27 protein-coding genes are annotated in these 22,805 nt (G+C 45.8%); 8 read left to right on the plus strand and 19 right to left on the minus strand.

What is annotated here, in order from left to right; translation table 11 throughout:
- Nucleotides 1–6 precede the first annotated feature (6 nt).
- Entirely contained in the window at nucleotides 7–147 is a 141-nt protein-coding gene (locus tag KP014_RS28900) for a hypothetical protein (RefSeq protein WP_246590536.1), read from the minus strand.
- Between the two features lie 135 nt (nucleotides 148–282).
- Nucleotides 283–732 carry an Rrf2 family transcriptional regulator gene (locus KP014_RS17795; protein WP_036591126.1) on the minus strand — a complete coding sequence of 150 codons (450 nt, stop codon included), beginning with the start codon at nucleotides 730–732 and terminating at the stop codon, nucleotides 283–285.
- A gap of 72 nt (nucleotides 733–804) precedes the next feature.
- Here KP014_RS17795 and KP014_RS17800 point away from each other — a divergent pair, with 72 nt between their 5' ends.
- The 5 genes from KP014_RS17800 to KP014_RS17815 all read left to right on the plus strand — a co-directional run bounded on the left by KP014_RS17800 (nucleotide 805) and on the right by KP014_RS17815 (nucleotide 4,173).
- The gene (locus tag KP014_RS17800; protein ID WP_051499583.1) at nucleotides 805–1,134 is read left to right on the plus strand and encodes a Rossmann-fold NAD(P)-binding domain-containing protein; all 330 of its coding nucleotides are present in this window, start codon (nucleotides 805–807) and stop codon (nucleotides 1,132–1,134) included.
- Between the two features lie 87 nt (nucleotides 1,135–1,221).
- The gene (locus KP014_RS29135) at nucleotides 1,222–1,560 is read left to right on the plus strand and encodes an SDR family NAD(P)-dependent oxidoreductase (protein WP_254776450.1); all 339 of its coding nucleotides are present in this window, start codon (nucleotides 1,222–1,224) and stop codon (nucleotides 1,558–1,560) included.
- 29 nt (nucleotides 1,561–1,589) lie between these two features.
- Complete coding sequence (locus KP014_RS29140) at nucleotides 1,590–1,967, plus strand: SDR family NAD(P)-dependent oxidoreductase (protein ID WP_254776451.1); 378 nt, start codon at nucleotides 1,590–1,592, stop codon at nucleotides 1,965–1,967.
- A 223-nt stretch (nucleotides 1,968–2,190) separates the two neighbouring features.
- A complete protein-coding gene (locus KP014_RS17810; protein ID WP_090833683.1) occupies nucleotides 2,191–3,822 on the plus strand; it encodes a hypothetical protein in 1,632 nt (543 codons plus the stop codon).
- Between the two features lie 15 nt (nucleotides 3,823–3,837).
- The gene (locus tag KP014_RS17815; RefSeq protein WP_036595525.1) at nucleotides 3,838–4,173 is read left to right on the plus strand and encodes a hypothetical protein; all 336 of its coding nucleotides are present in this window, start codon (nucleotides 3,838–3,840) and stop codon (nucleotides 4,171–4,173) included.
- A gap of 78 nt (nucleotides 4,174–4,251) precedes the next feature.
- Here KP014_RS17815 and KP014_RS17820 read toward each other — a convergent pair whose 3' ends face one another.
- The 10 genes from KP014_RS17820 to KP014_RS17865 all read right to left on the minus strand — a co-directional run bounded on the left by KP014_RS17820 (nucleotide 4,252) and on the right by KP014_RS17865 (nucleotide 12,942).
- Nucleotides 4,252–4,614: a hypothetical protein gene (locus KP014_RS17820; protein ID WP_036595527.1), complete on the minus strand. Its 363-nt coding sequence runs from the start codon at nucleotides 4,612–4,614 to the stop codon at nucleotides 4,252–4,254.
- 45 nt (nucleotides 4,615–4,659) lie between these two features.
- Nucleotides 4,660–5,034: a hypothetical protein gene (locus tag KP014_RS17825; RefSeq protein ID WP_036595529.1), complete on the minus strand. Its 375-nt coding sequence runs from the start codon at nucleotides 5,032–5,034 to the stop codon at nucleotides 4,660–4,662.
- A 176-nt stretch (nucleotides 5,035–5,210) separates the two neighbouring features.
- The gene (locus KP014_RS17830) at nucleotides 5,211–6,209 is read right to left on the minus strand and encodes a ketoacyl-ACP synthase III (protein WP_036595531.1); all 999 of its coding nucleotides are present in this window, start codon (nucleotides 6,207–6,209) and stop codon (nucleotides 5,211–5,213) included.
- An 84-nt stretch (nucleotides 6,210–6,293) separates the two neighbouring features.
- Nucleotides 6,294–6,671, minus strand: a complete 378-nt coding sequence (locus tag KP014_RS17835) for a hypothetical protein (protein WP_036595532.1) — start codon at nucleotides 6,669–6,671, stop codon at nucleotides 6,294–6,296.
- An 882-nt stretch (nucleotides 6,672–7,553) separates the two neighbouring features.
- Nucleotides 7,554–8,117 (minus strand): polymer-forming cytoskeletal protein, encoded by a 564-nt coding sequence (locus KP014_RS17840; RefSeq protein WP_036595536.1) that lies wholly within the window; start codon nucleotides 8,115–8,117, stop codon nucleotides 7,554–7,556.
- Between the two features lie 207 nt (nucleotides 8,118–8,324).
- Nucleotides 8,325–9,230: a nucleoside hydrolase gene (locus KP014_RS17845; protein WP_036595544.1), complete on the minus strand. Its 906-nt coding sequence runs from the start codon at nucleotides 9,228–9,230 to the stop codon at nucleotides 8,325–8,327.
- A 152-nt stretch (nucleotides 9,231–9,382) separates the two neighbouring features.
- Nucleotides 9,383–10,342 (minus strand): amidohydrolase family protein, encoded by a 960-nt coding sequence (locus tag KP014_RS17850; RefSeq protein ID WP_246590537.1) that lies wholly within the window; start codon nucleotides 10,340–10,342, stop codon nucleotides 9,383–9,385.
- Nucleotides 10,332–11,264 carry an alpha/beta hydrolase gene (locus KP014_RS17855; protein ID WP_036595539.1) on the minus strand — a complete coding sequence of 311 codons (933 nt, stop codon included), beginning with the start codon at nucleotides 11,262–11,264 and terminating at the stop codon, nucleotides 10,332–10,334. Before KP014_RS17855 ends, KP014_RS17850 begins: the two co-directional genes overlap by 11 nt.
- Nucleotides 11,239–11,727, minus strand: coding sequence for a MarR family winged helix-turn-helix transcriptional regulator (locus KP014_RS17860; RefSeq protein WP_036595540.1), 489 nt, complete (start codon nucleotides 11,725–11,727; stop codon nucleotides 11,239–11,241). The genes KP014_RS17855 and KP014_RS17860 overlap by 26 nt, the downstream gene beginning before the upstream one ends.
- A gap of 201 nt (nucleotides 11,728–11,928) precedes the next feature.
- Nucleotides 11,929–12,942 (minus strand): zinc-dependent alcohol dehydrogenase family protein, encoded by a 1,014-nt coding sequence (locus KP014_RS17865; RefSeq protein WP_036595541.1) that lies wholly within the window; start codon nucleotides 12,940–12,942, stop codon nucleotides 11,929–11,931.
- Nucleotides 12,943–13,057: 115 nt separating this feature from the next.
- Here KP014_RS17865 and KP014_RS17870 point away from each other — a divergent pair, with 115 nt between their 5' ends.
- Nucleotides 13,058–13,450 (plus strand): winged helix-turn-helix transcriptional regulator, encoded by a 393-nt coding sequence (locus tag KP014_RS17870; protein WP_036595542.1) that lies wholly within the window; start codon nucleotides 13,058–13,060, stop codon nucleotides 13,448–13,450.
- 231 nt (nucleotides 13,451–13,681) lie between these two features.
- Here the strand turns inward: KP014_RS17870 and KP014_RS17875 are convergent, their stop codons facing one another.
- The 3 genes from KP014_RS17875 to KP014_RS17885 form a co-directional block, all read right to left on the minus strand.
- Nucleotides 13,682–13,930: a cysteine hydrolase family protein gene (locus tag KP014_RS17875; protein ID WP_246590538.1), complete on the minus strand. Its 249-nt coding sequence runs from the start codon at nucleotides 13,928–13,930 to the stop codon at nucleotides 13,682–13,684.
- A 253-nt stretch (nucleotides 13,931–14,183) separates the two neighbouring features.
- A complete protein-coding gene (locus KP014_RS17880; protein ID WP_216700389.1) occupies nucleotides 14,184–17,468 on the minus strand; it encodes an FG-GAP-like repeat-containing protein in 3,285 nt (1,094 codons plus the stop codon).
- A 442-nt stretch (nucleotides 17,469–17,910) separates the two neighbouring features.
- Complete coding sequence (locus tag KP014_RS17885) at nucleotides 17,911–18,114, minus strand: hypothetical protein (protein ID WP_139210528.1); 204 nt, start codon at nucleotides 18,112–18,114, stop codon at nucleotides 17,911–17,913.
- An 83-nt stretch (nucleotides 18,115–18,197) separates the two neighbouring features.
- On the opposite strand from KP014_RS17885, the gene KP014_RS17890 reads away from it, so the two are divergent.
- Nucleotides 18,198–19,208 carry a DUF7309 domain-containing protein gene (locus KP014_RS17890; protein WP_036602735.1) on the plus strand — a complete coding sequence of 337 codons (1,011 nt, stop codon included), beginning with the start codon at nucleotides 18,198–18,200 and terminating at the stop codon, nucleotides 19,206–19,208.
- On the plus strand, nucleotides 19,201–19,455 hold the full coding sequence (locus KP014_RS17895; protein WP_216700390.1) for a hypothetical protein: 255 nt from the start codon (nucleotides 19,201–19,203) through the stop codon (nucleotides 19,453–19,455). Before KP014_RS17890 ends, KP014_RS17895 begins: the two co-directional genes overlap by 8 nt.
- Nucleotides 19,456–19,622: 167 nt before the next feature.
- Here the strand turns inward: KP014_RS17895 and KP014_RS17900 are convergent, their stop codons facing one another.
- The 4 genes from KP014_RS17900 to KP014_RS17915 form a co-directional block, all read right to left on the minus strand.
- Nucleotides 19,623–19,916, minus strand: a complete 294-nt coding sequence (locus KP014_RS17900) for a DUF6809 family protein (protein WP_036602732.1) — start codon at nucleotides 19,914–19,916, stop codon at nucleotides 19,623–19,625.
- Between the two features lie 292 nt (nucleotides 19,917–20,208).
- Nucleotides 20,209–20,787, minus strand: a complete 579-nt coding sequence (locus tag KP014_RS17905) for an SDR family NAD(P)-dependent oxidoreductase (protein WP_246590539.1) — start codon at nucleotides 20,785–20,787, stop codon at nucleotides 20,209–20,211.
- Nucleotides 20,788–20,953: 166 nt separating this feature from the next.
- Nucleotides 20,954–21,778, minus strand: a complete 825-nt coding sequence (locus KP014_RS17910) for a helix-turn-helix transcriptional regulator (RefSeq protein ID WP_036599389.1) — start codon at nucleotides 21,776–21,778, stop codon at nucleotides 20,954–20,956.
- Nucleotides 21,779–21,832: 54 nt separating this feature from the next.
- Nucleotides 21,833–22,720, minus strand: coding sequence for a (Fe-S)-binding protein (locus KP014_RS17915; RefSeq protein ID WP_246590540.1), 888 nt, complete (start codon nucleotides 22,718–22,720; stop codon nucleotides 21,833–21,835).
- Nucleotides 22,721–22,805 lie beyond the last annotated feature (85 nt).

Here is a 22,805-nt window from a genome sequence, read left to right on the forward strand (position 1 = left end):
GTCCCGCTACACCAGCACATTCAGTTTCAATGAAGTTCCGTCAACATTTGAAAACTCAATATTAGGAATTAATTGGACATAGGAATTGACGTTTGGCTCCCACTTAAGCTCCTTGACTTCGTTTTCCACATTGACGTTCTTTGTCATTTGATTCTCCTCCTTGAAAATAAAAAATATGTAGCCCGGTAAAATTTCACCTGCAATTCCATTGCTACATTGTCCTCACCCCTTTCAAAATCCGATTTTGTTGTAAGTATAATCGTTACAACGAACTTAAAAAAATTATGCTTCCGCAGAAGCATTAGAAGCATTCTTTCTTTGAACAATAAGCTCCGTTATTTCTTTAATAGAGACTTCTTGCAGGATCTGTTCCATGGCCGTTTGAGCTTTTAATAAAATTAGCTCCAAAACCTGATTAATATTGGCTCCCACCCAACAGCTGGGGTTCGGATTGTCATGCGTATGGAACAATTCCCCTTCCTCGACGACCTCAACGGCTTTATAGACGTCATATAAGGAGATATCGGCGGCATCCTTTAGCAAGAAGGCCCCTCCGGATCCCCGCTTCACATCGAGCAGACCTGATTTTTTCAATAACCTGCTGATTTGACGGATAATTACCGGATTCGTGTTAACGCTGTCGGCGATCTGCTCCGAAGTCAGAAGATACGTCCGAACATAAATAAGGGACAACATATGAACGGCTATTGAAAAACGGCTGCTGATTCTCAAAGTAATCATCCTTTCGTTGTAATAATAATACTTACAACAAAAAGGATTGTCAATCCCTACACGTATCTCTGTATGAATCCCTTTACTCACAAGCAGCTTGTCCCGGAATGGGCGGTACTGCGGCCTTCCTATTTTTTTCAAAATTTCACGGAAGGTCCTCACGGTGCGACGATTAATCGTGATGGGGTTATCATCTCGGCCACAGGGCCTGGACGGGTAGGCTTCGTTGATGCGGACGATATTGCCCATAACACCGATCATATCATCACCGGTCCGCACTCTCTCAGCTACGCGGAGACGGGGGAAATTATCGGCGCCGCTTCGGGCCGAATTATTACCCATGTGCATATCGACTTGTTACAACCATTATACATTATCAGTGGGGCCGATAACCGGATGTAAAGCAGCAGCGAAAATCGAAAGGAGGACGTTGTTTATCATGTTCGGCGCAGCATCCAAATTAGTCATCTACTTATAGGAGGTTTCTATATGTCGGAACAAACTCTTAATAAAATAATACTGATTACCGGTGCAAATAAAGGAATCGGATTTGAAACGGCCCGGCGTTTGGGCTCGCAAGGCTCTATAATCTTAGTAGGAGCCAGAAATAAAGAGAGAGGAATCGAGGCCGAAGCCAAATTGCGGTCTGAAGGAGTGAATGCTCATTTCATTGAACTGGATGTCACAAGTCAGCCCTCAATCGATTCAGCGTCAAAAGAAATCGCGGAGACTTTCGGAAGGCTGGACGTTCTGATCAATAACGTGGGCGTGGCGCTCGGTAATATAGAAGACATTCTTATTCCATCAGAACGGACGTCAAGGTATTAAGAGAAACGTTCGAAATCAACTTTTTCGGCATGTTTGCCGTAACGAAAGCGATGCTGCCGCTGATTCGCAAATCGGAGGCGGGTCGGATTGTCAATATGTCCAGCGGACTTGGCTCCTTAACGCAGCAGAGCGATCCCGAGAATGAGTTTTATCATAACAAGATTTTACTGTATAATGCATCCAAAACCGCTGTCAATGCACTTACAGTTCATTTTGCTTACGAGCTGAAAGATACGCCGGTAAAAGTAAACTCTGCAGATCCGGGATTTACGGCTACCGATTTGAATGGTTTTCAAGGCACGCGAACCGTGGAACAAGCAGCAACAATTGTCGTTGATCTTGCTACACTCCCGGACGACGGCCCAACCGGAGGATTCTTTGATGAAAACGGAGAGCTTCCTTGGTAAGCTCTTGTGCCTCCGTTTGTATGGACGAGTAACGAACAAAAGGCATCCCTCTCCAAATCTGTGAGAAGGATGCTTTTTTTCATACAACTAAATTTCCCCCGCTTCAATCGATTTGCGATTCACGTTTTCCTAAAGATGTGAATGTTATAGTCATTCCGCCCTTCCCATCTGTCTAGGAAAATCGTACATATATAACAAATGACCCTGGGTGAGGAGGATGAATTTGAAAAGAAGCAATATTTATACCACAAAAGTGTACAGAGATAAAAGAATTAACATACGCTTGGTAAGCAAGCGGCTGAAAAGGCTGAAAAAGATCATATTGTTCCTCGACTCAAACGGAAAATTACGGATCAAGATCCACAACAAAGTAAACCGCAGCACGAGAAGTTTACGAAAAAGCCGGCCCACAAATCGGAAAAAGCGCTCTAAACATTCCAAAAGGAAGAAAGGAGTAATAAGAGCAGGCGCAGTGCGTTCTATAACTATGACAGATATCAAAAAAATAGTCGTTTCCCGCGATCCCCCAATTACAAATGAACCACTCGTTATTCCAACCAACCCACAGGCGGCTGTCAACACAATCGTCGCAACCAACCCGCCACATACGATGGTGAACGGGCAGGACGTGAGTTTAAGTATTCAACAGAGTGAATCCAGCACTGGCTTGGCTGAGCGCCCGCATCAACAAACAAACCTGCACCTTCCGGGAGAAGCGATCAGCGGTTCTAAAAAGAATATGCCTGTACAGATTATCAAGGAGAATACAATTACAACCATCCCACAGGTCACAACCAATCCAAACGTGACAACCAATCCGTTACTTATGCCGGTGAAGCAGCAGGATAGCAGTTTACACATTCAGCAGCGTGAATCCAGCACTGGCTTGGCTGAGCACTCGCATCAACCAACAACCATACACCTCTCCCCAGGTGAAGCGATCAGCGACCCTAAACAGAATATGCCTATACAGATTATTAAGGAGAATACAATTACAACCGCCCCACAGGCGGCAGCCAATCCTAACGTGACAACCAATCCGCCACAGATGATGGTGAAGCAGCATGATAGCAGTTTACACATTCAGCAGAGCAAATCCATCTCAGGCTTGGCTGAGCGCCCGCATCAACCAACAAACATACATCTCTCCCCAGGAGAAGCGATCAGCTGCCCTAAAAAGAATATGCCTATACAGATTATCAAGGAGAATAAAAAAAACCAAGCAGTGACGAATCCCGGAACGGTGATCAACAAACCTGGTTTAAAGAGTGATCCCGATACAACGTTGGCGGATAGCCAGAAGTCTCATCTTATCCAAAGCATACCGCAAGAAGTTCCAGTCGTTAATGATAGCCCGATCACCTGGGGACGCACTTTCGAAGCGGAAAAAACCAGTGATACGGCCGCAATAGATTTTTTGCAAAAGAGAAAAGGCCCTCTTCATCAGAGTGATTCCGATACAGAGTCAGCAGATCAATCGCAATTGACAGTCAAGCGGCAGGCCGGGAGGTACAGCGGGTCTAAAAGAACCGATCAGGGAAAGGCACATAATCAAAAATCGGTACAAACAAGCGATCCTCGTGTGATAATTCCAGAACCGGAGGCAGCATCCGTATCGCATGATTCCGTACTGGAACCCAGGATTGAAAAAGAACCATTGATAATAAAAGAAATCCTGAGAGCAGACGGCTTTGAACAGGTCAGGGGCAATGAAAACAAAATTGTGAAGGAGACAAATAAGAAGAAGTACACCAAAGTATCCACTCTAGAGGATGTAAACATAAAAATTACAGGAGAGAACGGTAATGGCTCGATTCGAGGAAGCGGACGTCATAACAGTAACAGAGGATTATAAATTAGGAGTGATCATGTGATCCAGAATGAGAAAGAAATTACGGATCTCGTTGAAAAAATAATCACACGGCAAATAAAACAGCTGCAGGAAAAATTCTTCGGAAAAATCAATGCTGACCTAAAAAATGAAAACGGAAATGCAAGTGTCAAGCAAAGTGGAAACGGCATAGTATATGTAGATAATACAGGAATCGCTTATGCTATGGTCTTATTCTATTATCATTTCATGGATGAAGAGCACAGAAAAGCCATGAATATTGATGAGATATTAGGCAGACTCGATGGGATTATTTCTGAGAACCGTAAAACTTTTACGGAGGTTATTGAATCATTAAAACCCTCTGAAGAATGAAATAACACCGGACAGCTCACTTGGCTGAGTGAACTGTCCGGCCGGCATCTCAACACATGAACTTAAGATCTTTTAGAATTAGTAATCTACGTGTGCGTTACCGTTTTTGACTTGAATAAAAATTCTTTGCTCAGATTCCTGTTCCGACTCCTGCTCAGATTTTTGTTCAGCTTTTTGCTCGGATTCCTGTTTGGCTTCTTGCTCTGCTTTGGCAGAAGCAAAAGCTTGTGCGAATGCTTTGGCAAAAGCTTCACTTATTGCCTTTGCAAGAGCTTCGTTTTCGTTCTTATTTTCGTTCTCATTTTTGTTCTCATTTTCATTTTCGTTTTCATTTTCGTTTTCGTTCTCATTTTCGTTTTTATTGAAGCTTTTTTGGAATTGCAAAGCAACTGCGATGGCTAATGCCAGAGTTTCCGGATCAATACTTTCGTAATTACTCACTGTTCTATCCCCTCACTTGAATATTATTAGTTTTATTTGGTAGTATTACAATTTCTTTTTGCTGCGTTTTACATGTGCGTTACCGTTTTTAACCTCGATATAAATGTTTTGATCGGAATCCTGATCGGAATCCTGATCGGATTTTTGTTTAGCTTTTTGCTCAGATTCCTGTTTGAGTTCCTGCTCTGCCTCCGCTTTGGATTTTGCACTTGCATAAGCTTTAGCGAAAGCTTCAGCCAAAGCTTTTGCCCGTGCCTCGTTCTCGTTTTTGTTTTCATTTTCATTCTCGTTTTCGTTCTCATTGTCGTTGTCATTGTCATTATCGTTGTCATTCTCGTTTTTGTTAAAGCTCAGTTGTGCCTGTAATGCTGCAGCAAGTGCGGCTCCAAGAGCATCTACATCAAATTCTCTATCACTCATGTTATGTCTCCTTTCGGTTTGATAATGTATCATATGACAGAGAAACCGATTGGTTAGGGTGATTAAACTGGATGAAAAATCCATTTTTCACATGCAATTCGCTCGGTAGGATGAACGGAAAAAAGCATCCCTCTCTAAACCTGCAAGAGGAATGCTTTTTGAATTACATACGCCTATTAATATTTATAAATCACATTGCAAGAAGTAATTCCCGCTCCTACTGACCAGAAGACAATGACATCGCCGCGTTTGATTTCGCCCTCTTCAATCGATTTGGCAAAGGCAATAAACGGGCTGCTTGTCCCTGTGTATCCAAACTCATTGCCGATAAATTTGAATTTCTTAGGATCTTCGTTGAGCTGATCGCAGATGATATCGATATTTTTCTTGGCGAATTGAGACAGGAAGTATTTTTTAACATCCGACTTGGTCAATCCATTCTCCTTAAGCAATCTTTCGATGGCGTTCTTCGCACTCAAGAAAGCTTCATCCGTATCGAACGGCAGCCATTCGATTCGTTTGTCGCTCTCCTCCAAGTCCTCCCTATATATATTTGAGAATCCCTTGGCAGGCAGAACAATCGTATCATGCAGCGAAGAATCCGTGTAGAATGAAGAATCGATAAATCCGCAATCGCTATCCTCCACTCGTTCAAGGATAAGGGCGGCAGCGGCATCTCCAAAATTGGAGTATGGAACTTCTTCATTTGTCCTGGAGTATTTATTCAATTGTTCTGCTCCGACAATCATGGCATATTTCACATTGGGATTCGACAGCATATTGCGGCTGATCTGTTCCAGCGCGACTACCATTCCCACACAGTTGGAGTTGATATCATAAACAATAGCGGAGTTCTTGCCGCCGAGTGCATGATGCACTTTAACAGCGTTGGTAGGTTGTACATACTCGGGTGTTCCGGATGAAAAAACGATCATGTCTAACTCAGTGCTATCAATACCCGTTTGGTTTAGGACTTTTCGAGCTGCTTCAATTCCCATTGTTAATGGATTTTCATGGGGATCATTAGACAGATACCGGGTCTCCCGTCCTGTCACCTCCAGAAGCCCTGTAATATCCTTCCCTTGCCGTTCAAAATGCTTCACAAAGTATTCGTTGCCTACTTTATTTTCCGGATGATAGACTGCTACTCCGCAAATTTTTATATTCGCATTCATTATTTTTCATCCCCTTTTCAAAATTAGGCATCACAAAAGGCAGTACTCCGGCTGATATCATAGTCCGACGTGCTGCCTGGTTTATTATAGCTGAAGCTTTCCAGGGTCATCCACGAACTGGAACTTGTCCCGCATGTTCGTTTCCCGTGCAACCCGCTTAAGCTGCATCTGGCCCACAGGATTTTGTGGATTTATGAAGCTTACCGACTTGAATTCCGCATACGCTTTATACGCATCACGCAGGTATGGAAGTATATCCGGCTTAAAGGTCGAAAGGCCTTGGCAATCAATTACGATGCTGTATTCATCCTTGTTTAGAGTTGTCGCATTCTTTTCGTAATCTACAAAAAATTTCTCTGCCTCATCCACCCCGTAAAAACCAAAGAGGTCAATGTGAAACACCTTTGCTTTGGGATCAACCCACATATGATGCCGTCCCAGTTGGTTTGTTGATTCTGCCATCTGTCATTACCGCCTTTCGTCTTAGACACTTTGTTTGAAAATAATCTCCTAGTTTACAGTCCTTGGTAGCATATACTATATGTATCGGATAAGAATCAGAAATCTTTAGTAAAAAAGAACCAATATGCTGATTATTCTGATCGGCTTACCCCAGAAGGAATTTAGCAAACTTGGCGTATGCATCATACGTCCTTTTTATATGAGTTTAGACTATTCGGTATATGTCCAATGGCAAATAACACACCACAGATAAATAAATAAACGGAATGCAGCACGACCGAGGCAAAAAGAAAATATAGGACTGGGCTAACCGCCAGAGGTACCGGAATACCAATCATTGGAGCGAACAATAGGTTATATTCCCTACCCCGCCCAAAATATCGTATCCATCCTATGTAATAAAGCGATAGAGAGATTAATATGCCGATCAGTGAGATGACTTCATATGAATGATCAATATGTACAGATGAGAAAATAGGAATTATGAATACCCCGAGCCGTCCAACCCCTTCTGCCGCCGAGAGAATTGGATTCCCTTTTTCTTCACCTTGGTTAGGTCCATTCCTTGGCTGTAATCTAATAAACATAAGATTTGGCAGCAATATCAGGAACGGTATTATAAGACTCATTGGATGGAACAACTCTATCTCCCCTTCTCTATACCATGATCTAGATCTAATTCATTATACTATAATATGGAAGCGCACTAACGTCAGCTATACTGGGCATCTCTTATGGAGATTTCTCATCAAAATCGGCTTTTTTCGACAACATTCTGCCACAAAAAAAGCCTGTAAACGAAGGTCCCATAACGGGCTTTGTTTGCAGGCTAAGTATTGAGATTTTAACTTTTCGGTTCTGTCAGCGGTACTGCCGACGCGATTATTGGACTTTGGCTTCTCCAGTCACTTTACCGTCAACTTTGGCGGATGCTTGGAAATCCGCGCTCGCATAGTAAATGTTACCGTCTACCGTTGCAGTTTTATCAAGGGTGAATCCGTTTGCTTCCACATAAACGTCGCCTTTGATTGTTCCACCTTGGACTTTCAAATTCTCACTTTTTACCGTGAATTTAGGTACTGTAAGAGTGTAAGTGGCAGTGATGTTGTGATCAGCATCTTGCGAATAAAGAGCGATTTTGCGGTAAATGGCGTTCGCCGCGTCGCCTTTATCATGGAATTCACCGGCTACTACGACCTCTCCATCGACCGTCAAATCATTAAGAATAGCAATGATCCAGTTTCCATTTTCGCTTACTGCCGCTTTAAAAGCGTCCGCTTGGTTAACGATAGACGCTGTAGTTGTAGCATCCGTTGCAGCTGCACTTGCAGTCGGGCTTGCCGCAGGGCTTGCTGCGGAATTAGCCGCATTATCATTATTACCACCGCAACCGGACAATACCGCAGCCGCGACTCCTACAACCAACAAACCTTTAACTAGTTTCATAACCATTTCCCCCTAATTGTGTTTATATAAAAAATTATATATTAAACTATTAGATGAATAAGTGATGTAAGTTACAAATAGCCATTTTTTCTGCTTCGCTTTCTTGAACGCTTCGCTTGCGACTACTAGAAATCCACAGGCAGAGGTCCTTTGCGAAAAAAAGGTTGCCGAAGCAAACGTTCTTCAGATCATATTATATCATTTGAATCAGGCTTGTCCGGTCAATCGGTTCAACAGCATCGCCAGAAACCGCCCACTATCCACTTCGAGGCAAACATCCACATTGCCGTCCTCGGCGCGGACAGCGACGGTCTGCCCTGTCTTCGCACGGTGATCGTATTCGACGGTCACTTTCATTTTTTCGGTTTGGACAAGCGACCGGTCTATTAGAAGCGAAACAGTGAGCGGATCATGCATAAACGTTTCTTCCGATTTGATAAAATCGAACCAGTACTCCATCTGGCGGGCCAGCGCTATATTCAGCGGATCATTCGTCGCCTGAAGTTGTTTACGATGTTCATCGGTAATAATGACCTGCTTTGTGACATCCAGTCCGACCATGACGATAGGCGCGCCGCTGCCAAATACGACAGACGCCGCTTCCGGGTCGCTGACAATATTATGCTCGGTAACAGGCAGTTCGGCAGCGTTCCGCCCGAGTCGGGTAACGCCGCCCATCAGAATAATTTCTTTTACGTTGTGGGCGATCCGCGGCTCGCGGATCAGACATGCGGCGATATTCGTCAGCGGTCCGATCGGGACCAATGTGATTTCGCCCGGATTCGCCATAATCGTATCGATGATGAAATCGACAGCGTGGCGCTCTTCGTAAGGAAGCGATTCTCCTTCCTCAATAAGCCCTTTCCCTTCGTGGCCAGCCATCCATATTTCACGGTTGCCGAGCAGCGGCCGATCCAGACCGGCGTAGACGCGTACGTCTTCCCGGCCGCCGTGCTGAAGCATTTTGGTGACCATCCGGGCGCGCAAATCGGCATTTCCATACACAGTCGTAACACCTTCGAGAGTCAACTCCGGGGATTTCATTGCCAGCGCAAGCGCCATGGCGTCATCAATATCGCTGCCGATATCTGTATCGATAATGAAACGGTTCATATCCAATTCCTCTCCACGCAGCCTTTTTTCAATAATGTTTAAAGTCATGCTCTGATTTTATCAAATTTTAAATAAAATTGTTACAAGATCTCGGCTTTTCAAACAAAAAAACTCCTGCACCCTACAGCAAGAGCTTCCAATACTTATTGATATTAATTTTGTAATCTCGGGAATAAACGCAGCGCATTTTCAAAATAAATGAGCCGGCGCTGTTCTTCCGTTAGCATTTCTGTGATGTCTAAGGCATCTGCTAAAGCCATGCAGGCGAAATCAGGTGTATATGGGTAGTCACTGCCATACACAAAATGGTCTATTCCAACGATTTCCATCAGATTAGCCAGTTGCCTAGGCAGGCAAGCTCCGGCCAGGTCATAATATAGTCCTTTCAAAGCAGCGTAGATATCCACTACGTCTTTTCCAATATGTTCACCAAATGATGAAGGCGTCATTTGAAGAGCAGGTGCGATCCTGTCCACAAGCACCGGCAGAACCGCTCCTGCATGGGGTATGATGAATGTAATATCGGAGAAACGATTCAGGGTTCCTGTTAATATCATATTAATGACAGTGCGAGTTGTATCGAAGAAAAATTCCATCATGGGAACAGGCAAGCCTTCCACAACATGCTCAGGGACACAACCAGGTTTATTGGGATGGAGAGTGACAACGGATTTATGACTGTTTAACTCTTCAAATATCGCATCCAGGCATGGATTGCCCAGATACACTCCCAGTGTGTTGGTGGGCAACGTGAAGCCATCCACATGTAAAACATCCGTTGCATATTGAATTTCCGCAATACTGTGCTCAACATCAGGCAATGGTAAAGAGGCAAACAAGCCAAACTTTCCAGGATATTTTCGCACAAGTTCCGCACCGTCTTCGTTGGCTATTCGGGCCAAGGCTTTAGTGGCATTTTTGTCTCCAAAATTAATATGGGGGGATGATAAAGAAAGCATAGAGGTAGTAATGCCCAAATGATCCATGGCCTCCAAATGGATTTCCGGACTCCATGCGGGAGTTGGAAATCCGTCGGGATTTTTCTCACCACAATTCAGCAATGCCTTCTTGTACGCTTGGGGCAAGTAATGCACATGAAGATCAATCTTCATTAAAAGCATCTCTTAATTTTGTACATACCAAAGCCAGAGCATCTCGTGCTTCTTCCAATGTTTGCTGCATGTTAAAAAAACCGTGTATGACTCCATCGTATCTTTTCAGACAAACGTTAACCCCGGCCGCAGACAAACGCTGCGCATACAATTCGCCTTCATCTCTTAACGGATCGTATTCAGAGGTAATGATGCACGCGGCAGGAAGCTTTCCGAAATTTTCCGCAAGCAACGGTGAAGCCAATGGATTGTTCGCCTCGCTTAACTCGTTCAAATACTGGCGGACAAACCATTCGATGCCTTTGGTTGTAAGCCTGTAGCCTGCAGCGTTATCCACCCGGGATTTAGGTTTGGTTTCACCCAGCAAATCTAACATTGCGTTAATGATGATTTGATAAATAATCTTGAATTCCCCTGTATCCCTGGAAAGCTGACTAATTACAGCGGAAAGAGTTCCACCTACGCTGTCACCTCCAATGGCGATTTTATCGGCCAATATATTCAGCTCTTCAGCATGATCAGATACCCATTTTACAGTCTCGTAGCACTCTTCTACAGGCAGGGGAAACTTGTGTTCCGGTGATAATCCGTATTCTATGGATATTACCGTACAATTTGCATTGTTTACGATCCTACGGCAGACAGAGTCATAAACTTCAATATTTCCAAACACAAATCCACCCCCATGAATCCAAATAAAAGCAGGATGAGGGCCATTTCCTTTGGGATGATAGACCCTAATTAGGGTATCCCTTACGGATGTTTCAACGGTAAGATCGTGTACAGAACCGACTTCGACAATGCTCTCTTTACAATCATCCCAGCTTTTTGCATACCATTCTCTCTGTTGATCAAGCGGCAGAGCATATATTTTCTCAAAATCGGTTTGCAGTAATTTATTCAGTTTTGGGTTTAATGACATCCTCATTACCTTCTTCCGTATATTCTGATAATTCAATAAGATTCGCGCTTGCAGACTTTTCTGCCATAGCCTGAAGACCTTTAAAAACCAGATCTTTAGTTTCTTCATCCATCCCCTCGGTGGTATGGTTCTTCCACTTTTCCAACAGCAAGCAGAAATAAGCTTTATGATCTCTTGCTTTGTTGGTTAAAAAGAGTTTTTTTGCTCTTCTGTCATCCATCATCATCTCCCGCGTTATAAATCCTTTTGTTTCAAGTGATTTTATTGATCTTGCGGTTGCCGCTTTATCAATAAACAACAGGGATGACAGCTCTTCCTGGTTGATCCCTTCGTTGTCGTATAGATTCATCAGAAAGATGCATTCTGAGAAACTTATATCCATGCTGCTAAAAGCAGTCGTTATATAAGCCTGAGTTTGCCTGTTAAATATTCCAACATATTTCGCTAAAGTTAAAAGGTCCATTTATATCCCTCCTCTGTAGTTGACTGAATCAACTATACAATAAACCTTAAAGTTGATCGTGTCAACTAATTTGCAAGTTGCAACATGCGGATATTCCAAGTGCACATTCAAGAATAAAATGAAAAAAACACTGACAACAGTGTCAGTGCTTCATATATGAATATATTCTCTTTGTACAATTCTCTTTTTTAAATATCCAAGTTAAAAATTAATGCAAATATTCCCAAAATACGAGCCCTCTGCCAAGTATTGCAGCGCTTCGACAGCGCGTTCGAATGGAAACACGCGGTCAACGACCGGGCGAAGCCCGTTGTGTTCGATTGCACGGTTCATTGTTTCAAACATGTCGCGGCTCCCGACGTTGATTGCTTGCAGGCGCGCTTTTCTTAGAATTGCGGGAATGATATTGAATCCTTCCACTTTGTAGCCGGATAGACCGCCTACCATGCTGATCTGTCCACCCACTCGCAGCGCCGAGATTGACTTGTTCAATGTGGCCGATCCGCCGAGATCAACGATATGGTCAGCTCCTCGTCCGCCCGTATGTTCAAGAACGACCTTATCCCATTCAGGGGTTTGTTTGTAATTGATTCCGAAATCCGCACCCAGTTCCTTCGCTCGCTTAAGCTTCTCATCGCTGCTTGACGTTACGATCACTTTTGCTCCGTGAAGCTTGGCGAATTGAAGCGCGAACAGGGAGACGCCGCCTGTCCCTTGCACGACAACTATATCACTGGCTTTGACCTTGCCTTCTTGGGCGATGGCATGCCATGCCGTCACGCCTGCGCAAGGAAGTGTCGCCGCCTCTTCGTCCGTCAAATGATCGGGCACACGAACCAATCCTTCCTCGGGAAGCACAGCATATTCCGCGAGCAGCCCATCGAGCGGACTTCCCAGCGAACTCACCCAATTGTCTTGAGTAGGCTCTCCGGAAATCCAACTTTGAGTAAAAATACCGCTCACCCGGTCACCGATCTTGAACCTCGTCGTATGCTCTCCCAAAGCGACAACTTCGCCCACACCGTCAGATACCGGAATTAATGGTCTATTCAAATTTGGGTTATAAAACCCATCAATTACACCCAAATCTCTGGAGTTAAGGGAAACCGCCCGCATTCTGATGCGAACTTCACCAGGACCAGGAACCGGTATCGGACGTTCAGCCGCCTTCAGTTGATCGAGTCCAAATTCACCTTGAATTTCGTATACTTTCATGAGAAATCTCTCCTTCGTTGAATGGTATAGACATACAATAATACATATACTACACTTAAGTAAGGAGGCACTTTATAGTGTCCAGGGAACCTAAAGGTGCACAGGGGGACATCAAATGAAATCTCCATATTCGGCTAAAATCGTACAACCCGATATATCATTATCTATTTGCGGGTACAGCAAAGTACTTGAGATCGTTTCCAACAAATGGACGGCATTGGTCGTCTATGCAATGGAAGATGGAGTTATTCGTTACGGTGAAATAAGAAGACGAATCGAAGGCATATCCAAAAAAATGCTGACCCAAACCCTGCGGCAACTGGAACGGAACGGATTGGTGAAGCGTGTGATTACGCCTTCCGTCCCACCAATCGTCGAGTATTCACTCACCAGGCTGGGAGAATCTTTGCTCGGGCCTATGCGAGTACTGAATCAGTGGACGAAGGAAAATTATTCACTAGTTGAACAGGCCAGAGCGTCATACGATCAAGCTTACTACGAGGAATGAAGACCGAGGAAATTGGGCCTGCGTCGAGCAGAGCGACATGATGGAATCACCAGAAATGAATAAAAGCATGACTACGTCCCGTTTTCAGGAATGAGTCATGCTTTTTTCTTGAAATACTATGGAAGTGGCTATGATTAAAATTCTGTACTATCCATTTATCTTAATGATAAGGCTACTTCGTCACTTGTTCGAATCTGACCCATCCTAGGAATAATGTATTTACAAACATAATCATGCTCTTCTTGGGTTGAAGCGGTCATTGCATCTTCCACAAAAATTTGATGATACCCTTGCTGATAAGCTTCTCATTTTCAAATCTGTATTTGGCTTCAACATATCTTTGCTATCTAAAGTTGAAACTCTTACAAGAACCACAAAAGCTCCCTTCTTTGTGAATGCATTAATTAATCTGCTTGCATTCTGAACAACCTGCACACCCGTATAAGGGGCACGCTGACTGTTTACGATTCCATTCTGCAAGTCTATAACCACCAGTGCCGTTTATTCTGCCTTCATTTTGCTTCTCTCCTATTCATTTTACTTTTTGTATAATGCCAACTCATTTATGTTAAGTTTTTTATACACCTTAAAATAAACCCAACCTGCATTGATCAATAACAAGGCACTGTAACGCTTCACACCCTTAATATAAAAAAAGACCCCCGCCCCATACTTCGGGAGCAAGAGGTCGCAAGTGCAAATCCTGTCAGCGATTTTACATTGCCTCCATCGTTCACTGATTTTGCAGCTTAGATAACCTCAGCATAATGACGGCTGCCTCTGCCCTTGTTAACGATGAGGAAGGAGCGAAGCGATTCCCGTTCTGTCCCTGTAAAAGATCATGCTCCGTTGCGGCAGCTACATAAGGTTTCGCCCAGGCCGGGATCTCTGCATCATCCGAGAAAGAAGTCCTGCTCGCGGCTCCTTTGTCAGCCTGCCAATTTATTGCACGGTAAATGAACACGGCCATTTCCGCCCGGCTGACTGGCTGCTCAGGATGGAACGATCCATCGGGGAATCCGATAATGATACCTTTCCTAACCGCGGCGCTGACGTATCCTTCTGCCCATACCGGAATATTTGCCCGGTCTGGGAAAGACAAAGCAGCGGTATCCGAAGAAATTCTCAGTGTGCGTATGAGCATTGCGGTGAATTCAGCACGGTTGATCACACCGTTCGGCCGAAACGTGTCGGCAGACAAGCCATTTACTATTCCCAGAGACGAAGCAGCACATATATCGTTTTTCGCCCAATGTCCTATGATATCCGTGAAGGTACAGGCAGCAGCGTCCAGACCTGCTCCAACCGTTGAACCGCTCTCTGTTTCTGTCTGTGTCTCATCCCCTGCTTCCCGGTGAAGCATGATCCGGTAAGTTTTTATGCTGCCGTTCTCTGCCTGTACTGCAACGGTAATGAGGTTGTCCCCCTCTTGTAATGATACGCGAAGAGAGTCCTTGACTTTCGTACCGTTAACGGTCACCTTGGCTGACGAATCATCCGCTGCAAAATAAATATCGGCCCCGTTTTCTGTCGTACCCGCCTTATAATTCTGCACTTCCGGTTTAAACGCAGGACTCAAAGCAAGCACGCTTCCGTTTACGACAACACTTAATGCTTTCAGATTGGCATTTGACGATAAAGGGGCAGTTTCGTTGCTTTCGTTATTTTCCTGTGTTTTTGCCGTGTTGGTCAGTTCGATACTGACGTTTCCGGCGGCATCGACAGCCCTAACCGAAAATGTGTACGTCGTTGCTGGGGAGAGACCCGAGATATCGTAAGCATACGTACTGCCTGTAACTGTATTCAACCCGGCTCCATCCTTATAAATTTCGTATCCGGCGGTCCCTACGTCGTCCGATGCCTCAGGCCAATTCAATGTTACGCCGCTACGGCTCACGTTGGACAGGATAAGCTGGCTTCCGGATGGCCAGACCGGAGCCGTCGTATCATCCGAAGAATTGGCAATGGGCAGTGTAGCTGCCATTCCAGTCAGACCCGCGCTTTCATGATTATATGCATCAACTGCTGTGATGGAAAAATGGTACGCCGTTGCCGGAGCGAGACCCGAGATGTCGTAACTATAAGTACTGCCTGTAACTGTATTCAACCTGGCTCCATCCATATAAACAGCGTACCCGGCGACGCCTGTGTCATCTACGGCTTCCGGCCAGTTCAATGTTACGCCGCTAGGGCTCACGTTGGACAGGATAAGCTGGCTTCCGGATGGCCAGACCGGAGCCGTCGTATCATCCGAAGAATTGGCAATGGGCAGTGTAGCTGCCATTCCAGTCAGACCCGCGCTTTCATGATTATATGCATCAACTGCTGTGATGGAAAAATGGTACGCCGTTGCCGGAGCGAGACCCGAGATGTCGTAACTATAAGTACTGCCTGTAACTGTATTCAACCTGGCTCCATCCATATAAACAGCGTACCCGGTGACGCCTGTGTCATCTACGGCTTCCGGCCAGTTCAATGTAATGGCGGTATGCGACACGTTCGTAAACTTGATCTCTCCGTTTACCGGCCACACAGGAGCATCTGAATCAGATGCATCATCTTCATGAATGGCGACGGTAACGGAGTCTGCTGCTCCTAACGTCGCACCATTGGTTGGCGAACTCAACTGAACCCGAAAGCTTCGATCCGCAGCAGAATATACAGCGTTATCGATAACCGGAATTGTAACCGTTTTGCTCGTTTCCCCTTCATCAAAGGTCAGGACTTCGTCTACGGGAACATAGTCGGTTCCAGCGGCTGCGGTACCGTCCGACGTCATAACCCGAACCTGCGTTCTGCCATAACTGCCGACATTCCTGTTGACGGTTACGACTGCGCTGTCCCCGTCCTCTGCAACATCGATTTGACTGTCGCTGAATTCCAATTCACCTTCTGCGGCACTGTTCATAATGTACAGGGAACGAGTAAAGTCAGTATATGCCAGGTCGTCTTTCCCGTCCCGGTTGAAATCCCCGGTCGCGAAATCATGGACACTTACCGGATAATACACAGGATTGAATCCGCCGCTTCCATCTCCGTACCACATGGAGGTGTTATTTGCATTTTGATTATGAACAACCAGATCCGGGAATCCGTCCCCGTCAAAGTCTCCCATTGTCATGCGTAGCGGATACCAGAATGTGTCTGCTCCATATTCCGGACCGGCAGTGAACGTTCCGTCCCCTTTACCGCTTAAAATATAAAAGCTGCCTGTGCCCCCGCCGGTATTATTGTTGAGAAGAACTGCAATGTCCTCTTGGCTGTCGTCATTAAAGTCACCAATGCTAAAATCAGTCACGTTTCCTCTGGCCGGATAAACAACCGGACTCTCAAATGTCCCGTCTGCTCCTCCCATCAGGATAGAAAGGATATCACCGGCGTTCATGCCTATGACCAAATCCATGATCCCGTCCCGGTTAAAATCCGAAGCTGCCAATGGTACCGGATATTGTCCTCCTGCCTCCGTATATACAGGAGACTGGAACGTCCCATTCCCGTTTCCTTTCAGCAGCGCAATCTTTGTACTGTTGCTGTCCGTTACCACTAAATCCAACGTGCCGTTGGAGTCAAAATCTGCAGTGACAATCCCAACAGGAAAGTCTCCTGCCGAAAAATTCACAGCATCCATGAACGTCCCATCAGCTTTACCGAGCAGTACGGATACACTGTTACTGTAACTATTGGTTACTGCCAAGTCCGGAAAAGCGTCTTTATTGAAATCATCAATAACGGCTCTTCTCGGATTGCTGCCTACAGCATAATTGACAGGACTAGCAAATGTCCCGTCCCCCTTTCCAAGTATGACAGACACCCGATTGTCGGAGTTTTCTATCAGGATCAAGTCTATTAACCCGTCGCGATTTATGTCCCCTTTCGACATACTATATGTACTCTTTGTAATTCCCGTAGCGTACGGATTTTGAAATAATGCAGGAGAAGCATAACCCGTACCGGGCACAAACAGCATCGTGGCCAGCACCGCCGGAAGTAATCTTTTCACACTATATCGGATATTCAATGGCTTTCCCTCCTTATATCGGTATGATAATATTCACTGATATAATAACTCAGTTATGATAATAGGAAAAGAAAAAAATGGAATTCAGACTTCTGAATGGATGCCCGCTTTTGTGAGTTGAACTCGCGCGCCCAGCGCGATATACCTTGTCCTACACGCCCGGCTTGCCGGGAAAGCTCAATTCGTGGGCTTAGTCTCAAGAGCAGCTGGTCAAGTGGCAAATCAGATTCTCTCCCAGAGATCGCTAGATTAGCCTGAAGATTGTAGAGCAACGCCTCCGAATTCCGAGTAACTTCTGCATTTCTTTCCGGGACTCTATCTTTTCCCCAGAGGCCACTTCTTCATATAACCTATAGGTCCAATTTCGATTCTCGACCAAGGCCAGAAGAGTATCCCTATGCTTCGAGAGAACATCTTCAAATTCACCCTCGTCCCCATTTTCTTAAAAAAACAGCGACGCATTGTAGAATGGATAACGCACCCTAAGTTCAAACTGGCCGTGTAGGTTCCGCAGCAGCACGGTCGTCGTTGGCAGCCGGGTGGTCTTTCCCAAGCCGCGATTAATCCGGCTGTGCGATATTATCAGCCAGCGCACACGGGATGAATGATCGTCCATTCCCGCAGTCCAGCCCGGATCTGTTGACATCTAACGGCAAAGCATATTACTTTAATAACAACTTTTACAATCCAAAAATCCAATCAGTCTACCAACAAAGGAGAAGTATCCCTGTGAAATTACTCGTTGAAGAAGCGCGGCCAATGTATGAAGCGGCGGCCGCTTTTAAAAAGCTTGAATGCTGGAACTGGCTGTCAAACAGCCATATCTTTGGCATACAGAATCCGGAGAGCGACGAAATTGGATACTGCTGCGTCATGGGAAACGGCGGAGAGATGTACGGTATTGCGATCTACTTAGGTACAGAGGGATTGGATGTTTTACTAAAGCTCCTGCGAGGCGAATTGCAGGGTAATCCGTTATTTGTTCAGCATTGTCTGCTTATGTCTTTTGGCGGTCGGGACGAGCTTTATCCCGAGGAATATAAACAGATCAAGGACTTGGGGCTCTCATTTCGCGGGCGGACGGCTTGGCCTACCTTTCGCTTGTACGAACCCGGTTATGTCCCGTGGCCTGTCATGACCGAGGAACACCTTCGCTACTTCTCCCTCTGTCTGGAGCAGGCTGCCGCACTTGCTTTGGAAGTTCAGGATGACCCCGATTATTTGTTTGAAGGACAAGGAGAGCGGTTTCTGGTCCGGATTCCGGAGCTTGCTGCGGATCAACAACATGTTTGGACCAGCCGGTGGGTCGTGCCGAAACCTTTGGTGGAGAAAAATGCGGAACTTGCGCCAATCAACGAAATTCGCTGCGCTCACATTCGAAAAATGCCGCAGCCGGACAATCTGGTTTGGGAAGCGGGGCTTTATTATTTGCCTGCGCCGGTGATGGAGGGAGAAAGACCCTATTATCCTCAACTTTTTATCATTGGGGAGCAGACTACGGGAATGATTATTCATTCGGGTTTAAAGCAGAAAGATCGGATTTTGCAGCATTGCGCCGATGATTTATTATCATTGCTGGAGAAAATGAACACAAGGCCCGCAAAGCTTTTGTTTGCCGATGAGGAGATGGCCAGAACCTGGCTTCACCTGCTGGGTACGCTTGAGATCGAAGTTTATGTGGCGGAGAGGCTTCCATTGCTTGAAGAAGCGGTGGAAGACATTATTAATTACTTTGGATAACATCGATAATCAACGAGCAATTGAATCTGAGAAGGCGAAAATCGGTAGGGTCAACGGGATCAGAATTTGTTATTATTCTACAAAAGGAGTGGTTTCGTCCATGGAAAAAGAGCAGATTGTAAAAATGCTTGAAACTGTTTTGGATTCGAAACTTAAACCTATTAAGGATGATATAAGTGACATTAAGCAAGACGTCAGATATTTGATTGAGAAGCTAGATTTATTAGCCCTCCGAGCAACCAAGTGATACGTTAGCTATGCTGAGCTGGAAATCAATTGTATAAAGACATAATAAAAAGCCAAAAAGACTCGCTTCTGCGGGTCTTTATTGGTTTTTATCAATCAAATTTCTCCGTATCCACTTTTAGTCTAACAGCACGCGACCATTCGCGCTCCGGCTTCACCAGCACTTCATTATATTTTTCTCTGAACAAAATCCTCGCCTTCGCTATAAACTTCAACCATCATCAATGCGCCCATCCGAAACCCGTGGACAAAAGAGGCTGCTGAATAGATGGATGTGGATTCGCCCAATAGATCAACCAATTTTTCTAAAGAATCGAACTCATCTGCTGAGAGTCGCTCTTTATAAGCCTCCATTGCGTTTGAAATTTTTCGGGTCAGCAAAAGATATTCAGGATTATTGGGATGAATGCATTCGTCAGGGCGTAAATTCCCATAAAATAAGCCTTCCAAGATATTGCTCATTTTCTCCCTCCATACTTGGATACTTAGTGATAGATTTTACGAGCAAAAACAGGTCTGTCACTCTCTCCGTTTTATGATATATCATCAGGCCAGCAGGCATTGAAATATAGCGATAAAATCGCTAGAAGCTTCGTATCTCACGTTATGCCATTGGATATACCGGAACTATAATCGGAAGTTCGCTTCCAAAATAAAAAAACAACCCCGTATTAATGAAGTTGCTCCTTATAATTAATGCTATGACAGCCGGAATTACAAGCCCGAATTACCCTTTCGCACAACATCACCAGCATCAGTAGAGTAGGCCAGTTCTTTCTACGACTCCAGTTCTGGCCAACCTAGACAGCAGCGATTCTCTGATAGCACGGTAAGAATCGGCTACCCAAGGCCATACGCAGCAAGCCGTTGTCCTGGCCACGCAGCGGATGATTTCCCGCGCCATCTTTCGGGGATCGCCGGTTGCCATGTTCGACCCGCCGCTTTTCATCGCCCTAATGAACTGTCCAACCGGATGATCTTGGTAAGGTTCCATTGCTTGCCCAAATACGGCGTTGCCCACGAAGAACTCCGTACGGATTCCACCGGGTTCAACCAATGTAAGCTTGATATTAAACGAGGCCACTTCTTTCGCTAAGCCTTCGAAAGCTCCTTCAACCGCCCATTTTGACGCGCTGTACAAGCCGATGCTCGGATTCGAGGTGTGACCCGCCATACTTGAGAGCTGCACAATATGCCCATGTCCTTGGGTTATGAGAAAAGGCATGGCGGCACGGGCAACCCGTAATGATCCCAGCACATTGGTTTCGAACAGATGCACAATTTGCTCATCGCTTGCTTCTCCCACCGCCCCGTACAGACCATTGCAAATCATCAAGGACCCCTGTTTGCGTACAGTAGCGGCTACCCTACCCTGTCACCCTGTTCCAGGAGTTGCTCCATCAATGGATAAGCCAATCCGCCCGATGCTCCGGTAATCAACCATGTTTTCAGTATCACGCACAATTAATGCCCGGGCCGTACAGTCGGTCAGCTCCCTATTACAACTTCAAAAGCTTCTCTTCCGTTCCGGTACCCGGAACTGGCGTGTATATGCACCAATGCAAATCCGGGTTGCCGTCAATCATGGCGGCGTAATGAATCTGGAATTCCAAGTTTCCCGTCTCTGCGAAATGGAATACGGCTCGATTGACCTTTTTCTGCCGGATCTCATGCTTCTCCCATAAAGATTTGAATTCCGCACTTTCCCGGCACAGCCGATCGACCCTGTCGCGATACTCGGATTGATCTGGGTGCCGGTCGCATATCCCGCGAAAGACAGCGACACTATAGGAGGCAAAAGCGTCCCAATTGACCATACGCTCCCTGTATTTAAGATCCGAGAACATGATGTTCATAATGTACCGGTCGTCCGCAGGCCAAGAGGCGAAATCGGAGATGACAATCTCCGCCGCCCTGTTCCATGCCAATACATCCGACTTCTCATTGGTAATAAACGAAGGATACTTTAACTGCTCCACGATTGCATATAAAGATCTGCTGTCTACGGCCTCGGCTATTTCATCGGCTTGCCATGTGTTCATTTCCGATAAGGCATACAAATGCAGTTGTTCGTCTTTATCCAGGTGCAAGGCTTCTCCAATTTTTTGAAGCACTTCCTGAGAAGGATTAACGTCGCGGCCCTGTTCCAGCCAGGTATAATACGTCACGCTCACATTAGCCAGATAAGCCACTTCTTCCCTGCGGAGACCCGGCGTTCTTCTGCGTCCGAAGCTATGCGTAATTCCCGCTTTCGAGGGTTGAAGGCGTTCTCTGTGGGATTTGATGAAATGACCAAGCGCTCTGGATGATTGGTTCGTGTTCATACGTTTTCCCTTCCTTTCTGTTATCCCTTCCCTTCTCTAGTATTATACTATTTCTCACCGTCCAGTCCGCATCGGATTTCTGCTCTCACAAGGCACCTTGGTCTGGCACAGACCGCAGCCGGCTCCCCATTTGGCATCGCCGCCACTTGCTACTGCCCAGTCTCGGGAAGCTTGCCCGTACACAAATTTCATGCAGCCGATTTTGTCATGACCCTCTTTGCTGATGGCCTGCACCGGGCAGCGGGTGATGCAGACGCCGCAAATCCCTTTGCTGTGGAGCAGGCAATTCCCCGCATGGCTTGCTGCTGTTCTGGCATCCGGGGCCGCCTGCAGGTCGGTCACAACGGAGAACAAGCGGATTGCAATCCCCTTTTCTGTGATAAAGCCGTCATTGATACTGAAACTGCCCAGGCCCGCAGCATAAGCGACATGGCGTTCCGACCAATTGGACACTGGCCCCGAAGCCGTGCCCTGAATGCTGTACCAATCGGTGTCCAGCGGGACGACCGCCCGGTAGCCGAGACTGCTCAAATAAGCAGCTAAATGTCCGCGAATCGCATTCACAAAATACTCATCCCCGAATGTCCGGAGCAACGCCCACTCCCGCGAAGCTCCGGACTTCTGCGCCCGGTTGGCCCGGCGGATGACTTCGCTGATGGGCAGCACCACGCTGATCACCGAGCCTCCCCTATAGCTGCCGGGGCCAAATGACCGCTCAAAGACTTCCCGCGGCGTAGCATGGTCAGGGCCGATAAGCGTCTTATATTCCTCAAACAAGGGATCATCCGCTGCTGCGAATTGAACAATCGGCTCCTCGTAGTAAGGGGCCTGCAGTTCTTCAGAGAAGTTCCCTTTGTTCTCCCGCACATAAGTCTTTAATTCCTCTACGATTAATTGCTTAATACGGCCCCCAGCCTCTTTCGTATCCTTTTCCATTTTCATATCCTCTCCCTCAAGAGCATGTCTCGCTACAGCAGTAGTCCTGTCCATATTCGTGTATATACACGAATAGAACGTATATCGATCT

The sequence above is a fragment of the Paenibacillus sophorae genome, from assembly GCF_018966525.1.
Lineage (GTDB): Bacteria > Bacillota > Bacilli > Paenibacillales > Paenibacillaceae > Paenibacillus_AQ > Paenibacillus_AQ sophorae.

Bases quoted from the DNA above. Each gene is read 5' to 3' on its own strand.
- KP014_RS28900 (WP_246590536.1), bottom strand. From the start codon at position 147: ATGACAAAGAACGTCAATGTGGAAAACGAAGTCAAGGAGCTTAAGTGG.
- KP014_RS17800 (WP_051499583.1), top strand. From the start codon at position 805: ATGAATCCCTTTACTCACAAGCAGCTTGTCCCGGAATGGGCGGTACTG.
- KP014_RS29135 (WP_254776450.1), top strand. From the start codon at position 1,222: ATGTCGGAACAAACTCTTAATAAAATAATACTGATTACCGGTGCAAAT.
- KP014_RS29140 (WP_254776451.1), top strand. From the start codon at position 1,590: ATGTTTGCCGTAACGAAAGCGATGCTGCCGCTGATTCGCAAATCGGAG.
- KP014_RS17825 (WP_036595529.1), bottom strand. From the start codon at position 5,034: ATGAGTGATAGAGAATTTGATGTAGATGCTCTTGGAGCCGCACTTGCT.
- KP014_RS17830 (WP_036595531.1), bottom strand. From the start codon at position 6,209: ATGAATGCGAATATAAAAATTTGCGGAGTAGCAGTCTATCATCCGGAA.
- KP014_RS17835 (WP_036595532.1), bottom strand. From the start codon at position 6,671: ATGGCAGAATCAACAAACCAACTGGGACGGCATCATATGTGGGTTGAT.
- KP014_RS17840 (WP_036595536.1), bottom strand. From the start codon at position 8,117: ATGAAACTAGTTAAAGGTTTGTTGGTTGTAGGAGTCGCGGCTGCGGTA.
- KP014_RS17845 (WP_036595544.1), bottom strand. From the start codon at position 9,230: ATGAACCGTTTCATTATCGATACAGATATCGGCAGCGATATTGATGAC.
- KP014_RS17850 (WP_246590537.1), bottom strand. From the start codon at position 10,342: ATGAAGATTGATCTTCATGTGCATTACTTGCCCCAAGCGTACAAGAAG.
- KP014_RS17855 (WP_036595539.1), bottom strand. From the start codon at position 11,264: ATGTCATTAAACCCAAAACTGAATAAATTACTGCAAACCGATTTTGAG.
- KP014_RS17860 (WP_036595540.1), bottom strand. From the start codon at position 11,727: ATGGACCTTTTAACTTTAGCGAAATATGTTGGAATATTTAACAGGCAA.
- KP014_RS17865 (WP_036595541.1), bottom strand. From the start codon at position 12,942: ATGAAAGTATACGAAATTCAAGGTGAATTTGGACTCGATCAACTGAAG.
- KP014_RS17870 (WP_036595542.1), top strand. From the start codon at position 13,058: ATGAAATCTCCATATTCGGCTAAAATCGTACAACCCGATATATCATTA.
- KP014_RS17885 (WP_139210528.1), bottom strand. From the start codon at position 18,114: ATGTCAACAGATCCGGGCTGGACTGCGGGAATGGACGATCATTCATCC.
- KP014_RS17900 (WP_036602732.1), bottom strand. From the start codon at position 19,916: ATGAGCAATATCTTGGAAGGCTTATTTTATGGGAATTTACGCCCTGAC.
- KP014_RS17905 (WP_246590539.1), bottom strand. From the start codon at position 20,787: ATGATTTGCAATGGTCTGTACGGGGCGGTGGGAGAAGCAAGCGATGAG.
- KP014_RS17910 (WP_036599389.1), bottom strand. From the start codon at position 21,778: ATGAACACGAACCAATCATCCAGAGCGCTTGGTCATTTCATCAAATCC.
- KP014_RS17915 (WP_246590540.1), bottom strand. From the start codon at position 22,720: ATGAAAATGGAAAAGGATACGAAAGAGGCTGGGGGCCGTATTAAGCAA.